This is a genomic window from Bacteroides propionicigenes, from assembly GCF_018390535.1.
Lineage (GTDB): Bacteria > Bacteroidota > Bacteroidia > Bacteroidales > Bacteroidaceae > Bacteroides > Bacteroides propionicigenes.
In genome coordinates, this window is record NZ_JAHBBW010000010.1 from 1 (window position 1) to 14646 (window position 14646).

The 14646-nt window shown below is 44.8% G+C and carries 12 protein-coding genes and 1 pseudogene; 5 read left to right on the forward strand and 8 right to left on the reverse strand.

Going from position 1 to position 14646, the window contains the following annotated elements; translation table 11 throughout:
- Positions 1 to 120 precede the first annotated feature (120 nt).
- The 6 genes and pseudogenes from KG118_RS12270 to KG118_RS12295 all read right to left on the reverse strand — a co-directional run.
- Positions 121 to 1368 (reverse strand): annotated as a pseudogene (locus KG118_RS12270) (alpha-L-fucosidase); the annotation flags it as partial.
- Positions 1369 to 1675: 307 nt separating this feature from the next.
- A complete protein-coding gene (locus KG118_RS12275) occupies positions 1676 to 2074 on the reverse strand; it encodes an L-rhamnose mutarotase (protein ID WP_117710739.1) in 399 nt (132 codons plus the stop codon).
- Positions 2075 to 2170: 96 nt separating this feature from the next.
- Positions 2171 to 3187: a zinc-binding alcohol dehydrogenase family protein gene (locus KG118_RS12280; RefSeq protein WP_117710957.1), complete on the reverse strand. Its 1017-nt coding sequence runs from the start codon at positions 3185 to 3187 to the stop codon at positions 2171 to 2173.
- A 27-nt stretch (positions 3188 to 3214) separates the two neighbouring features.
- Positions 3215 to 4474 (reverse strand): L-fucose:H+ symporter permease, encoded by a 1260-nt coding sequence (fucP, locus tag KG118_RS12285; RefSeq protein WP_117710738.1) that lies wholly within the window; start codon positions 4472 to 4474, stop codon positions 3215 to 3217.
- A gap of 14 nt (positions 4475 to 4488) precedes the next feature.
- Complete coding sequence (locus KG118_RS12290; protein ID WP_117710737.1) at positions 4489 to 5412, reverse strand: amidohydrolase family protein; 924 nt, start codon at positions 5410 to 5412, stop codon at positions 4489 to 4491.
- A 12-nt stretch (positions 5413 to 5424) separates the two neighbouring features.
- Positions 5425 to 6357 (reverse strand): aldo/keto reductase, encoded by a 933-nt coding sequence (locus KG118_RS12295; RefSeq protein WP_117710736.1) that lies wholly within the window; start codon positions 6355 to 6357, stop codon positions 5425 to 5427.
- 170 nt (positions 6358 to 6527) lie between these two features.
- Between KG118_RS12295 and KG118_RS12300 the strand changes: the two genes are divergently transcribed.
- Complete coding sequence (locus KG118_RS12300; RefSeq protein ID WP_117710735.1) at positions 6528 to 7544, forward strand: LacI family DNA-binding transcriptional regulator; 1017 nt, start codon at positions 6528 to 6530, stop codon at positions 7542 to 7544.
- Between the two features lie 10 nt (positions 7545 to 7554).
- Here KG118_RS12300 and KG118_RS12305 read toward each other — a convergent pair whose 3' ends face one another.
- Together KG118_RS12305 and KG118_RS12310 are read right to left on the reverse strand one after the other, a co-directional pair.
- Positions 7555 to 7983, reverse strand: coding sequence for a Fur family transcriptional regulator (locus KG118_RS12305; RefSeq protein WP_117710734.1), 429 nt, complete (start codon positions 7981 to 7983; stop codon positions 7555 to 7557).
- A 14-nt stretch (positions 7984 to 7997) separates the two neighbouring features.
- Positions 7998 to 9953, reverse strand: coding sequence for a heavy metal translocating P-type ATPase (locus KG118_RS12310; RefSeq protein WP_117710733.1), 1956 nt, complete (start codon positions 9951 to 9953; stop codon positions 7998 to 8000).
- Between the two features lie 274 nt (positions 9954 to 10227).
- Between KG118_RS12310 and KG118_RS12315 the strand changes: the two genes are divergently transcribed.
- From KG118_RS12315 to dinB, 4 genes are all read left to right on the forward strand, one after another.
- Entirely contained in the window at positions 10228 to 11256 is a 1029-nt protein-coding gene (locus KG118_RS12315; RefSeq protein ID WP_117710956.1) for a L,D-transpeptidase, read from the forward strand.
- 87 nt (positions 11257 to 11343) lie between these two features.
- Positions 11344 to 12054: a murein L,D-transpeptidase catalytic domain family protein gene (locus KG118_RS12320; protein WP_117710955.1), complete on the forward strand. Its 711-nt coding sequence runs from the start codon at positions 11344 to 11346 to the stop codon at positions 12052 to 12054.
- Positions 12055 to 12139: 85 nt separating this feature from the next.
- A complete protein-coding gene (locus KG118_RS12325) occupies positions 12140 to 13486 on the forward strand; it encodes an MATE family efflux transporter (RefSeq protein WP_117710732.1) in 1347 nt (448 codons plus the stop codon).
- 30 nt (positions 13487 to 13516) lie between these two features.
- Entirely contained in the window at positions 13517 to 14614 is a 1098-nt protein-coding gene (gene dinB / locus KG118_RS12330; RefSeq protein WP_117710954.1) for a DNA polymerase IV, read from the forward strand.
- Positions 14615 to 14646: the final 32 nt, after the last annotated feature.

Consider the following 14646-nt stretch of genomic DNA (forward strand, 5'->3'; position numbering starts at 1 on the left):
TGATTATTTTTTTGCAACACTAAGTTAAGTGAATCCTCTGACATGGCAAAATCCTGAGCAACTTTTTGTTGCTCAGGTACTTAAAAAAAATATTTTATAATAGTGTTGCGGAATTAAGGTTAATATCTTTTCTTCCTTTTCATCAAAGGTTCCATCTGCTCTCAACGGAACGCTGAGCAACAAGTTACCATTCTTACTTACAATGTCAACTAACAGTTTCACAATATCAGCTGCTGATTTATATCGGCTATTCTCATAAATGGATGTATTGTAATGCCACCCTCCAATACATGAGCAAGACTGCCATGGTTGCTCCATAATCTTATTGGGAGCTCCACGCTCTACATCCCAAACCATGGCTTTACGCTGATTCTCATCCAATATTTTGCTTAACATGACTGCCTCCAATTTCCCTTTGTGAGTAGCAATATTATGATTATAAAAATGAGCGGCAATCTTTAATCCTGCATCACTGATGGGATAAAACGGAGCTACCGTCACATCAAAATAAATGAGATCAGGATTATAGCGGTTGATAGCATCTACTGTGCGATCATAAAAATTAGTGCAGTATTCTTGTGTTGGCAAACAAGCCCCGTTTCCCCAAGCCCACTGGCTATGAATCATGCCATTCGCCCAACTGCCTTTACTCATCGGATGGTTTTGTGCATATAAATCCTGAGGATCATATCCTTCCCACCACTTGCCTTTACCGTCTGCCTTAGTCAATGTACCATCATAAGGAATGCCCGCTTTAGGGCCGTTTCTGTCATAGCGTTGAGAGGGCTCATACCAAGTCCAAGCATGATCAGCGTGAAAACTGATTCCAAACGGTAACTCGTACTTGCGCGCAGCTTTCTCCCATTCCGCTAAAATATCACGTTTCGGGCCCATATTTTTTGAATTCCATGGTTGGTATTTACTATCCCACAAATCAAAATTATCGTGATGGTTACCCAAAGCAAAGAAATACTGTGCACCTATCTTTTTATAGAATTCTACCAATTTATCCGGATTCCATTTCTCTGCCTTAAATAAAGGTATGATATCTTTAAAGCCAACCTCCGAGGGATGTCCGTAATGCTCTACATGATATTTATACTCCGCTGTTCCTTCCAGATACATAGAACGTGCCATCCAGTCGCCCGAACCTTCCACACACTGTGGCCCCCAATGTGCCCAAATTCCGAATTTTGCATTTCTAAACCATTCGGGGACTTGATAATTCTGTAGTGAGTTCCATGTAGGTTGAAATTTACCTTTCATCATGGGCTCATTTTTCTCCGATACCGGTACTTGATAGTCTTGAGCGGACAATGTCCCTATCGAAAATACTAAGAAAGCTACTAAGAAGACTTTGGTTTTCATAGATATAAATATTATTTTTTATTATAATCAATATAATATTAAAAATTTAATTAACATATTGGTTGATTCATGCAGCGCATGCTGCTAAATTACATAATTCTTTGACAAGTTTAGCATTTTTGATAGGCTTTATTATGCTAGCTACTGTTAATATAACTCATTGTATATATGTTTTTTAATTAATTATTTAACGAATTGTTTATTTAATATTAGTTATATGTGAATCCGTAGTTGTTTTTTGATTCGCATTATTAATAGTATTTTTTTTCATGGTAAGTATCTTAATTAAAGGTCTCTTTCTAAGATATCAGTATAAATAAAACATCCGTTCCATAAGTTTCCACTTTTCAGCGGAACTTGCACCGGGATTACACACTTGGAAAACAGCCATATATTCTTCCCATTCAGCTTGGCGCGGAAGTGTTGCCAAGTGTTGCATGGCGGTGTCCCAATCAAAATCCAACGGAGTTTCTACAATCATGAATAGCCGGTTGCCGAGGATGTATATCTCCATTTCCAAGATGCCGACTTTCCGGATGCCCTCCCGAATTTCCGCCCAATGTTCTGTTTCGCTGTGGCGTTTGCGGTATTCGGCTATCATTTCCGGATTATCTTTTAAGTCTAAAGTTTGACAATAACGTTTTACGGGCATATCATAGGAACGTACGCGATAACCTTGTTCCTTTGCTGTAATATTGTATTTCATAGTATCAAATTAATTATATAGTATTGAACTAAAAAAATCCCCTGATTTACATCTATCTTTATGAAGGAATGGCAAATCAGGGGATAAACACAAGAACTAAAATTCTACTAAAATTCGGAATACCTTTCCCGGATTTGCAGCCCATTCTTCCATAGCGTTCAAAGCTGTTTCCGGAGTTGCAATCCTGGAAATAAGTTCTTCTATCGGGCAGTTTCCCGATTTCATGTAGTTGATTACCGCACGGAAGTCTGCCGGCAATGCATTGCGCGAACCGCGTATATCAATCTCTTTCTGAACAAAATATTTAGTCTGGAAAGACACTTCGCTTTTGGCATAGCCTATACAGACAACCCGTCCGGTGAACCCGACCTCATTCACAGCCATTACGTACGTAACCGGGCTGCCGACAGCCTCTATGACAGCATCCGCACCAAATCCGTCCGTTATTTCCAACATACGTTCGTGCACATTCTCCGTTTTGGAATTAATGACATAAGCCGCTCCTACCTTTTTTGCCAATTCCAGTTTCTCGTCGTCCAAATCGACTGCGATAACTTTTGCCCCTCTCAGTGCTGCGCGGACAATAGCGCCGATACCAATCATACCGCAACCGATGACCATGACATATTCATTGTCATTGATTTGTCCTCTGGACACTGCATGGAAACCTACGCTCATCGGTTCTATCAAAGCGCAATCGCGGGGTGTGATATCACCTGCCGGAATAATTTTGGTCCAAGGCAACACGGCATATTCACACATTACCCCGTTGCGTTGTACCCCTAAAGTCTCGTTATGCTCACAGGCGTTGACGCGTCCCGAACGGCAGGATGCGCATTTACCGCAATTGGTATAAGGATTCAGGGTTACGTTCATGCCTTCTTTCAATTCCGCGGGTACGTCCGGACCTGTTTCTTCGATGACTGCACCCACCTCATGTCCCGGAATAACGGGAAGTTTCACCATTGGATTGCGTCCGGCGAATGTATTCAAATCGGAACCGCAAAAACCTACATATTTTATTTTCACTAATACTTCTCCGGCACCTGCCACCGGCTTTTCTACATCAACCACCCTCATCTTGGAAGGGGCTGTAATCTGGACTGCTTTCATTTTTATTGTATAGTAATAATTAGACATTTAATCAATGACTTTGTATTTCTTCCAACCGTAGTATGCACAGAAGAGGAAGCAAAGCATAGGGATGATATAGGCTATGTGATATATATCTTCGTTTACGTGCATAAAGTAGGCTGTCAATTGGGGAAGACAGGCGTTGCCGACGATAGACATTACTAAAAAAGCGGAACCGCTTTTGGTTTGGCTGCCCAGTCCGGTCAGTGCCAGCGAGAACTGTGTGGGGTACATGATGGACATAAAGAAAGAGATGAGCAACATGGCATACAGCCCTACCGTACCTCCGAAAATGACTACCACTCCACATAACACAATATTGATTATAGCGTATACCGCCAACATATCCTGCGGACGGAATTTCACCATGAGTCCCGTTCCTATCCAACGTCCCAGCAAGAAGGCGAGCATATAAAGGCCGAAAAATGTAGTGGCCGTATCTTCTGCCAAACCGGCATATGAACAGCAATAGACAAGGAAAAGACTGTTGATGGCTGTCTGCCCGCCATTATAGAAGAACTGTGCTATAACTCCCCAGCGTAGATGCGAGTGTTTCAGTACTCCGAAGTCTATCAGCTTTTCCTTGGGTACAGCGGCATCGGGTTGCGTTTCTTCGTCACCTATCTTAGGTAATTTGGAGAATACAAATACTACGGCTATGGCAACTAATAATAAGGCGAGTACCAGATAGGGGAATTTCATGGCATCCGTTTCCACCTGTATGTATGCCTGCCAACCACCCGGATAGTCCGTTGGAAGGGTTTCTCGTGTATAATGCGTGCCGCTGAGAATCAGTTTACTTAGGAACATTGCAGAAATGAACGCTCCGAGACCGTTGAATGATTGTGCCAGATTCAGACGGCGAGGTGCTGTTTGGGGGTCTCCCAGTGCAGTTACATACGGGTTGGCGGCTGTTTCGAGGAAGCACATACCGGTAGCGATGATAAAGAAGATACACAGATAGGCCCAGTATTCTTTCAACATGGCTGCCGGAAAGAACAGCAATCCGCCGCTTGCTGCCAGAAGTAATCCGAATATGATGCCGGCCTTGTAGCTGTATTTTTTCATAAACATGGCTATCGGTATAGGGAATATGAAATAGGCCAGCCAATAGGCAGTTTCGGTGAATGATGCTTCAAACGTGTTCAGTTCGCAGGTTTTCATCAGTTGCCGAATCATGGTAGGCAATAGGTTACTGCTGATGGCCCATAAAAAGAAAAGGCTGAAAACCAGTGTAAGGGGAACAATGTATTTATTTTTTTTCATGGTATTTTTCTTGTTTATTCGGACATATTCTTGATATAAGGCAGAACGGGGAGTTGGCTGAACCCGTAAAAGTTACGGGCATTTTCCCCTAAGAAAAGGGCTTTTTCCGCTTCTGTCAGCTCAGAGGACTTCGTTATGAAGTCATAAGACATCTTGTAGGTGATGGCGGTAATCGTGCGCGGATAATCCGACCCCCACATCAGTTTCTCCATTCCTACCAAATCTGCGGCTTCACGGATAGCTTTTACCGCTCCTTTAAAAGGGTAGAATTCTTCGTTGAAGAGCCAGGTGATACCGCCCGATTCAATCATTACATTGGGATGGCGCGCCAATAGAATCTGCTGTTTCCATTCGGGCAGGGTCACCATACCGAAATGTCCTATCGCAATCTTCAAGCGGGGATACCGGTCGATAATCTCTTCCATCTCGGCAATCTGGGTACTTCCTTCCGCCAAGTCTATGGACAAGATAATATTCCGTTCTTCCATTAACCGGAACATTTGCATCATCTCTTCACAATTCAGCATCACGCGTCCTTCCTTCAGCAACAGACGATGTGCGGGAATCTTAATGGCTTTGAACCCGCTGTCTATCAGCTGTTCGGCTTGCTTTAAGTATCCGGGCTTGCGGAATTCACACATTCCGCAAACAAAGAAACGGTCGGGATAACGGGTAGTGACTTCTTTCAGGTATTCATTCTGTATGCCGTCGATGAACTCTTGCGTGATTACTGCGGCGGATACTTGTGCATAGTCCATATTCGATAGGAAAACCTCGGCACTGTTCACTCCGTCCACCATGAAAGGCGGAACCATCTGGCGTATTTCGCCCATGAATAAAGAACGTCCGTTCTCCAGTGTCCGTATAGGAAGGCCGTCTACTGTCGTGTCCTGACGCAGCCACAGGTGGGCATGTGCATCAATAATTGTGTAGTCCATAAGAAACCGGTATTAAGAATTTGCCCAGCTGACGCGTTGTTGATCTCCGATAATCGTTTTGACTTCACGTGCCAGTTCTTCGTCCATCGGAGCCTCGATAAATTCGATATTGTTCTTTACATTTTGAGGGTTGGCGGTACTGAATAAGGTAGTGGCAATGCGTGGGTTGCTGACGGAGAATTGCATGGCAAGCTTTTCTATCGGATAGTTCTTGGTCTTGCAATGCAGCATGGCTTTCCGGCAGGCGGCGGCCAACGATTCGGGAGCCGGATGCCAGGCGGGGGCTCCGCGTTCTGTCAGCAAGCCCATGGATAGTGGAGAAGCGTTGATTATACCGATTCCTTTTTCTTCAAAATAATCCAGAAAGTCTGCCAGTTTATCATCGCAAAGGCAATAATGGCAGAAGTTGAGTATGGATTCCACCGTTCCTGCAGGTGAGTGGTCGATAACCCATTTCAGATTTTCCAACTGCAAGTCCGTGATACCGACATGCCCTACAACACCTTTTTCGCGCAGTTCCACCAGTGCCGGCAGAGTTTCGTTGACAACTTGGTTCAGATCGGCAAATTCTATGTCGTGCACATTTATCAAATCAATGAAATCTATGTTCAGCCGTTCCATGCTTTCGTATACGCTTTCCGTTGCACGTTTGGCAGAATAGTCCCAGGTATTGACTCCGTCTTTTCCGTAGCGCCCTACTTTGGTTGAGAGATAGTAACGGTCGCGCGGGATGTCTTTCAGTGCTTTCCCCAAAACGGTTTCGGCTTTGTAGTGCCCGTAGTAGGGCGATACGTCAATAAAGTTGATTCCTGATTCGATAGCGGTGAATACGGATGTGATACCTTCTTTTTCTTTGATGTTGTGGAAAACCCCTCCCAAAGAAGAAGCTCCGAAACTAAGGGAAGAAACCTTCATCCCTGTTTTTCCAATTTCATGGTATTGCATAACTTTGTGTTTTAAGATTATGCGACAAATGTATGCAGCAAATGGGTCGGGTAACTCTTACATGATTCTGAAAAAGCACGTAACGGTTTACGTAAGAAATGTTTTTTAGAATACATTTATTTGCGGGAAATGTGTTTTCTTTGTAGAGCAAACCTAATGACAATCTTTGAATGGAACACAAAAAACATACTTCACTGAAAGATATTGCCGGAATTCTTGGAGTTTCCATTCCAACTGTATCAAGAGCCCTGAAAGACAGTCCGGAGATTAGCCGTGAACTTTGTGCGAAAGCTAAAAAATTAGCAAAGGAGATGAACTATCGTCCCAATCCTTTTGCCATGAGTCTCCGCAGGAATGCTCCGCGCATCATCGGGGTGATTGTTCCTGATATTGTAACTCATTTCTTTTCTTCTATTCTGAGCGGCATCGAAGATACGGCGGTAGCCAATGGATATTTTGTGATTATCACTACTTCACATGAATCTTACGAACACGAAAAAAGAAGTATTGAAAATCTTGTAAATATGCGTGTAGAGGGTATTATAGCCTGCCTTTCTCAGGAAACAACCGATTATCACCATTTCACAAGCCTGTCCGATATCAATATGCCTGTTGTACTGTTCGACCGTGTTTGTCTGCCGGAACTGTTTTCTACCGTAGTTGCGGACGGAGCTTGTTCGGCTCAGAAGGCTACGCAACATTTACTGGACAATGGAAGCAAACGGGTTGCTTTTATTGGGGGGGCCAATCATCTGGATATAGTGAAACGGAGGAAGCATGGTTATTTGGAAGCGTTGCGTGAGAATAGGATTCCTATAGAAAGAGAATTGGTCGTATGCCGTAAGATTGATTATGAGGAAGGCAAAATAGCAACGGAAACATTACTGTCCCTCCCTGAGCCTCCCGATGCCATTCTTGCCATGAATGATACGCTGGCATTCGCTGCAATGGAAGTTATCAAAGGGCACGGGCTCCGTATTCCGCAGGATGTAGCCCTTATAGGATATACGGATGAACGGCATGCCAATTATGTAGAGCCCAAACTGTCGGCTATATCTCATCAGACATACTTGATGGGGGAAACAGCCTGCCGTTTGTTGATAGAACAAATAAAAGGGGATAAAACTATCAAACAAGTAGTTATTCCTACCCATTTGCAAATCAGGGAAAGTAGTATAAAAGAGTAATGCGATTAATCTACTTTTTGTTTTTTGCCGCACATTCCGGGCAAAGCCCTTTCAGTACATAGTTGATGCTGTTAAGGGTAAATCCTTCCGGAACTTGTACTACCGGGGTAGGAATATTCTTGAAACAAAATGTCTTGTTGCATTCCTCACAATGAAAATGAGTATGAAGGTCGTTGACTTCGCAAGAGCAACTTGCACTGCATACCGCATATTTAAAAGAGCCTGTTCCGTCATCAATGCTGTGTATCAGGTGATGGGAGAGGAAAAGGGTGATGGTGCGGAAGATAGAAGATTTATCAACCGTATCCAGCATATTTTCCAAATCGAGCAAAGAGACGGAACGGCCTGCCTTTAGCATAGCTTGTAATACCAAGATACGTATGGCGGTAGGTTGTATTTCTCTTTTTGCCAACAGGTCTAAATAATCCTTTTCTGTCATAAGATTCAGCCTTTCTATTTTATCAGTTTCTGTATGCGTATAGCATTTACTATGGCAATGAGGGCCACGCCTACATCTGCAAAGACGGCTTCCCACAATGTCGCCAATCCTCCGGCACCTAATATTAGTACCGATAATTTAACTCCGAAAGCCAGCGAAATGTTCTGCCAGACAATTCTGTGTGTCTGTTTTCCGACACGAATGGCGGTAGCTACTTTCGAAGGCTGGTCGGTTTGGATTACAACATCAGCGGTTTCTATAGCGGCATCGCTGCCCAATCCGCCCATTGCAATTCCCACATGGCTGAGGGCAAGGACGGGAGCATCGTTGATGCCGTCGCCTACAAAAGCTATCCGGTTATCTGCATCTTGCCTCAGTTTCTCTATGTGTTCCACTTTTCCGTCAGGTAGCAGGTCTCCGTAAGCTTGTGTTATTCCCAGTTTCTCTGCAAAGTTAGTGACAATCGCCTGTTTGTCTCCCGATAATATCTGAATATTATTGATATTTAAAGCTTTCAAATCCTTTATAGCTTTGCGGGCGTCTTCTTTCAGCGTATCGGATAGCAGCAGGTAACCCGCATAGGCAGAATCGATGGCACAGACTACCACCGTATCGGCAATCGTGGATAATTTCTGCGGATATTCCACGTTATATTTGGATAATAGGCGGGTGTTACCTACCAGTATGTGCTGTCCGTTTATCTTTGTTTCAAGACCATGACCTGCAATTTCCGTGACTTCTGCAGCGGGAGCAAAGGGTATCTGCCTTTGTTCCGCGTAGCCGGTAATAGCTTTGGCTATGGGGTGCGTGCTGTTGCGCTCTGCGGAGGCGATGATTTGTATCAGCTTTTTTTCGGATGTGCCGTGTTGTGTATGGCAGGCCTGTACTTCAAACGTTCCTTTTGTCAGTGTGCCCGTCTTGTCGAAGACTACCGTATTGACTTTGGTAATGGCATCCAGATAATTACCGCCTTTGAACAATACCCCCAAACGGGATGCAGCGCCGATACCGCCGAAATATCCCAAAGGAATGCTTACCACCAAAGCGCAAGGACATGATATAACCAGGAATACAAGTGCCCGATACAACCAGTCGTCAAAAGTGAATATGAATTGGGTATTTGCCAATGAATAGAGAAAAGGCAGCAACACTATCAATACCGCCAGTCCGGTTACAATCGGCGTGTAGATACGGGCGAATTTACGTATAAACAACTCGGCGGGGGCTTTGCGTTCGGACGCATTCTGCACCAGCTCCAGTATGCGTGACAAGGCGCTCTTTTCAAAAGGTTTAGTTACTTTCACTCTGACAACCTTATCTGTGGCAATCATTCCGGCAAGTACTTCCTCGCCTTTACGAATTGTGCGGGGCACACTTTCGCCGGTAAGGGCGGAAGTATTGAACGCAGCGGTCTCCCCTAACATTGTTCCGTCCAGCGGAACACGTTCTCCGGTTTTTACCTCTATAATGTCGCCTACTTGTACATTGCGGGGAGATTCAATGAAGGCTTCATTACCTCTGATAACAGTTGCTGTTTCCGGGCGTACATCAAGCAATGCGCTGATGTTTTGCTTGGCTTTGCTTACCGCTTTGTCCTGAAATAATTCTCCCAATGAATAGAACAGCATTACTGCTACGCCTTCCGGGTATTCCTTAATATAGAAAGCCCCTAATGTAGCGATGGACATGAGCGTAAATTCGCTGAAAATATCTTTCTGCAGAATACTTTCCCATGCCTCTTTCAGTACGGGTAAACCTACGGGCAGATATGCCAGCAGATACCAGACAAGTACGACGGCATCGTCTGAGAAGAAACTTAAATTCATCGCTTTCATGGCTATTCCGCCAAAAAGCAGAAGGGCTGAAAGCAGGATTTTCCAATATTCCTTTAAGAAACCGATATTGCCCGGTGCATTCTTTGGCTGTGCATTGTCATGCGCACAGCAACATGTACAATTATGATGTCCCATATTATCTTCTATTTTTGATGCAAAGATAGGCAATGGTAAATGCAACCAAGTTGCAAAGTTACCTTTGTGATTTATCCGGGTAACATTTTTCGGGCGTATACTCAGATAGTCTCAGTCGTATACTTAGATACCCCCCCCTGCTTGAAAAGTACTGTGGAGCACAACAATTATCGGGGAAAAATCGTTGTAAACGTAAGAAAAAATTATATCTTTGTTCGTAGAGTCAGGTATTCATGAAGATTCTGAATCCGATTACGAACTTAAATTTATCTTTATGAAACGATTCTTCCTCTTTGCCGCTGTGGCTACATACATGGTGCTTGCAGGATGTAACGGGCGTCAAGACCGGGTTTCATCTCCTGTTGCGCAGGTATCGGAACCTGTCGATACCGTTGTGTCTGTGGTGGAAACGCCTTTCAAGGAGAAGTTGTTGACGGCAGCCGATATAACGCTAACCAAAGAGTTGCTTTACGATACATATACGTTGGAAGATACCTATCCGTACAAGGATACCGTGCGTTCGTTCAAATGGGATGTAATCCGCAATTGTCTGGCTTATATTGAGAATATGCAACGAGACAGTGTGAAGTGGGTGGTTTTGCAGAATTATAAGAATTTGAACCGGGAAGCTCCTTTGGTTCGCAAGTTTGTGCGTAACACCTATCGTCGTGTGGCGGACACTCTCGGAGTGGAGCGTTATCAGTCCGTTCCTTTGTACCTGCCGGGAGATACGCTGGTTCCCGAGCGTTATGGCAGAGACGGGACACTGGCTTATTTGCTGGGTGCGGAAGGCAGCTTCGACCGTATTCTTCCTATTACGTTAGAAGATGAATGGTTGGCTCCCCGCCGTTATTTGAAACAGCTGGCGGACAGTACCGTCTTTAACCATGCCATTTTCGTAGACCGTCTGGACCAGAATATCGCCACGTTGGAGCGTGTGGACAAAGGTGAATGGAAAATACGCAGCATGAATCCTGCCACTACGGGACGGCATGCACCGCCCTATGCGCAGGAGACACCGCTGGGTATGTATTTGCTTCAACAAAAGAAATCGCGCATGGTCTTTCTTAAAGATGGCTCTACGGCAACGGGCGGGTATGCGCCCTATGCCAGCCGCTTCACCAACGGAGCCTATATTCATGGAGTGCCGGTGAATGTTCCGCGTACGGCAATGATTGAATATAGTTGGTCGCTTGGCACCACACCGCGTTCGCATATGTGCGTGCGTAATGCTACTTCACACGCAAAGTTTGTGTTTGACTGGGCGCCGACGGAACGTTCTTTAGTAGTTGTTATCGAATAACACCTGTCTTTTTTAACTATCTGTGTGATAGGTGTATGGGCGAAAAGTATTAACTTTGCCGCCGATATTTTCTCAGGTCAGATGTTTATGTTGCGATTTTGCTTGTCTTTTTTATTACTGTTTTTTCCTTGTTTCCTTTTCTTGGGGAGCAAGCCTTCTGCCGATGTGCCGGATAAGCCGGATGTTACGCTGGCGGTAGAGTCGGCTGCATATGCCGGTTTGTACCGTTCCATGCAACTGGAAGGAGTAGTAAGCTGGAAAGCTTTCCGTCAGGCGGTAACGGGGTATCATAAAATAGCAGACCGTAAACGGGATGTGCTGACTCTGATAGATTTCTCCCGCCCCTCTACCGAGAAGCGTCTGTTTGTATTCGATATGAAACAGCGGAAGCTGCTTTTTTCATCGGTTGTTTCGCATGGGAAAAATAGTGGTGACAAGTATGCCACTTCGTTCTCCAACGAATACGGTTCTTATAAAAGTTCCTTGGGATTCTATTTGACTGAGACAACCTATCAGGGTAAGAACGGTTATTCCCTTATCCTGAACGGGTTGGAAAAGGGCATCAATGACCGCGCCCGTGAGCGTGCCATAGTGATGCACGGGGCTGCCTATGCCAATCCTTCGGTTGTAAGCGAGGGAGGACGTTTGGGACGCAGTTTCGGCTGTCCGGCTGTTCCGCAAAAACTTACCCGTCCTATCATCGACGCCATCAAAGGGGGCAGTGTGATGTATATCTATGCCGAGGCTCCCGACTATTTGGCTCATAGTTCTGTATTGAAAGAGACGGACCGTTTGTAAGTAGCCCGAATCTTTTGATATGTATCAATTCCCGTAAACTTTTCTTTTACTAATTTTGCACCGGTTTTCGGAGGGATTAGATTGTATGGCAACATCAAGAGAAATGACGGAAGGACGGGCGCTTCCGCTGATATTCAATTTCACTTTGCCTTTATTGCTGGGTAATTTGCTGCAACAGACCTATTCTTTGGTGGATGCTGCAATAGTCGGTAAATTCTTGGGAATAAATGCGCTGGCTTCTGTCGGGGCAAGCACATCGGTCATATTCCTGATACTTGGCTTTTGCAACGGATGTTGCGGCGGATTCGGCATTCCGGTGGCGCAGAAGTTCGGGGCACGGGATTATGTTACGATGCGCCGTTATGTGGCAGTCAGTTTGCAACTGGCTGCGGTAATGTCGGTGGTGCTTGCCGTAGTTACAAGCATTTATTGTGCAGACATCCTGCGCATGATGCGTACACCGGAAAATATTTTTACCGGAGCTTATTACTATCTGCTCGTTACTTTTATAGGTGTTCCCTGTACATTCTTCTATAACTTGTTATCCAGCATTATACGTGCTTTGGGCGATAGCAAGACACCGTTCTGGTTTCTGCTCTTTTCCACTGTCTTGAATATTCTGCTTGACCTGTTTTGTATCCTCGTTTTGAATTGGGGTGTGGCGGGAGCGGCAATCGCTACGGTCTTTTCTCAAGGGGGTTCGGCAGTGTTGTGTTACATCTATATGATGAAACGTTTTGAAATTCTGAAGACGACTCCTGCCGAACGTAAATTCGATGGTGCATTGGCACGGACACTGATGTATATCGGAGTGCCTATGGGATTACAGTTCTCTATAACCGCCATAGGCAGTATTATGTTGCAGAGTGCCAATAATGCGTTGGGTACGGCGTGTGTAGCGGCTTTTACGGCTGCCATGCGTATCAAGATGTTCTTTATGTGCCCCTTCGAGAGTTTGGGTATGGCAATGGCAACTTATAGTGGACAAAACTACGGTGCAGGCAAGCCTGAACGCATATGGCAGGGTGTCAAGGCAAGTGCGCTTATGATGATTATCTACTGGGCATTTACTTTTGTGGCGCTGATGTTCGGCGCCGGAACGTTCGCTTTATTGTTCGTAGAGGCTTCGGAAATGGAAATCTTAAAAGATACGGAACTTTTCCTGCATATATCTGTCTCCTTTTTCCCGATACTGGGTTTACTCTGTATTCTGCGCTACACTATTCAAGGGGTAGGTTACACCAATCTGGCTATGCTTTCGGGTGTTTCCGAAATGATAGCCCGTATCTTGGTCAGTTTGTTGGCAGTTCCGGCATTTGGCTACATTGCCGTTTGCTTTGGTGACCCGACTGCCTGGATTTTTGCAGATTTATTCCTTATTCCCGCTTTTATTTATGTCTATCAGCGCATACTCCGAATGAAGAAAATTTAGTGTATCTTTGTATCGGTAGTTGGTATGATGGTGACCGAACGGAAGATTATACATATTGATATGGACGCTTTCTACGCATCTGTAGAACAGCGTGATAATCCTGAACTGCGTGGCAAACCCGTGGCGGTAGGTCATGCTGAGGAGCGGGGTGTGGTAGCTGCTGCCAGCTATGAAGCCCGCCGGTTCGGGGTGCGTTCGGCTATGTCATCACAGAAAGCGAAACGGTTATGTCCGCAGCTTATTTTTATTCCGGGACGTATGGATACGTATAAATCGGTATCTTGCCGGATACATGAGATTTTCCATGAATATACGGATATCATAGAACCTATCTCTTTGGATGAGGCTTTTTTGGATGTGACGGAAAACAAACCGGGCATTCTCTTGGCTGTGGACATAGCTAAAGAAATAAAACGGAAAGTACGTGAAAGGTTGAATTTAGTGGCTTCTGCGGGAGTTTCCTACAATAAATTTCTTGCCAAAATAGCATCCGATTATCGCAAGCCGGACGGTTTGTGCACCATTCATCCCAATCAGGCTTTGGAGTTTATAGCACATTTGCCGATAGAAAGTTTTTGGGGAGTAGGTCCGGTGACAGCAAAGAAGATGCACGCTTTGGGGATACACAACGGAGAACAATTGCGTGCCTGTTCGCACGCAATGCTGTTGCGCGAGTTCGGTAAGGTGGGAAGTCTTTATTATGATTTCGCCCGTGGGATAGATCTCCGTCCGGTAGAGGCGGTACGCATTCGCAAGTCTATCGGATGCGAACATACTTTGGAAAAAGATATTAACCGGCAGGCATCGGTGATTATTGAATTATATCATACGGCGGTGGAGTTGGTGGGGCGTTTGGAGCATAAGAACTTTCGGGGGAATACGTTGACGCTGAAAATCAAATTCCATGATTTCAGCCAGATTACCCGCAGCATTACACAATCTAAAGAGTTGACTACTCTTGATGTAATCCTGCCATTGGCAAAACAGCTTCTGAAAGAAGTCGACTATGTGCATCATCCTATCCGACTGATAGGTCTTTCGGTGTCCAATCCTCGTGAAGAAAGTGATGAAAAAGGTGTTTGGGAACAGCTAAGTTTTGAATTTAGTGACTGGGAATTTAGTGAATAGGTAAGAAAGTATATTATCTTTGTAATGTCGAA

Bases quoted from the DNA above. Each gene is read 5' to 3' on its own strand.
- KG118_RS12320 (WP_117710955.1), top strand. From the start codon at position 11,344: ATGTTGCGATTTTGCTTGTCTTTTTTATTACTGTTTTTTCCTTGTTTC.
- KG118_RS12300 (WP_117710735.1), top strand. From the start codon at position 6,528: ATGGAACACAAAAAACATACTTCACTGAAAGATATTGCCGGAATTCTT.
- KG118_RS12305 (WP_117710734.1), bottom strand. From the start codon at position 7,983: ATGACAGAAAAGGATTATTTAGACCTGTTGGCAAAAAGAGAAATACAA.
- fucP (WP_117710738.1), bottom strand. From the start codon at position 4,474: ATGAAAAAAAATAAATACATTGTTCCCCTTACACTGGTTTTCAGCCTT.
- KG118_RS12290 (WP_117710737.1), bottom strand. From the start codon at position 5,412: ATGGACTACACAATTATTGATGCACATGCCCACCTGTGGCTGCGTCAG.
- KG118_RS12280 (WP_117710957.1), bottom strand. From the start codon at position 3,187: ATGAAAGCAGTCCAGATTACAGCCCCTTCCAAGATGAGGGTGGTTGAT.
- KG118_RS12310 (WP_117710733.1), bottom strand. From the start codon at position 9,953: ATGGGACATCATAATTGTACATGTTGCTGTGCGCATGACAATGCACAG.
- KG118_RS12275 (WP_117710739.1), bottom strand. From the start codon at position 2,074: ATGAAATACAATATTACAGCAAAGGAACAAGGTTATCGCGTACGTTCC.
- KG118_RS12325 (WP_117710732.1), top strand. From the start codon at position 12,140: ATGGCAACATCAAGAGAAATGACGGAAGGACGGGCGCTTCCGCTGATA.
- KG118_RS12315 (WP_117710956.1), top strand. From the start codon at position 10,228: ATGAAACGATTCTTCCTCTTTGCCGCTGTGGCTACATACATGGTGCTT.
- KG118_RS12295 (WP_117710736.1), bottom strand. From the start codon at position 6,357: ATGCAATACCATGAAATTGGAAAAACAGGGATGAAGGTTTCTTCCCTT.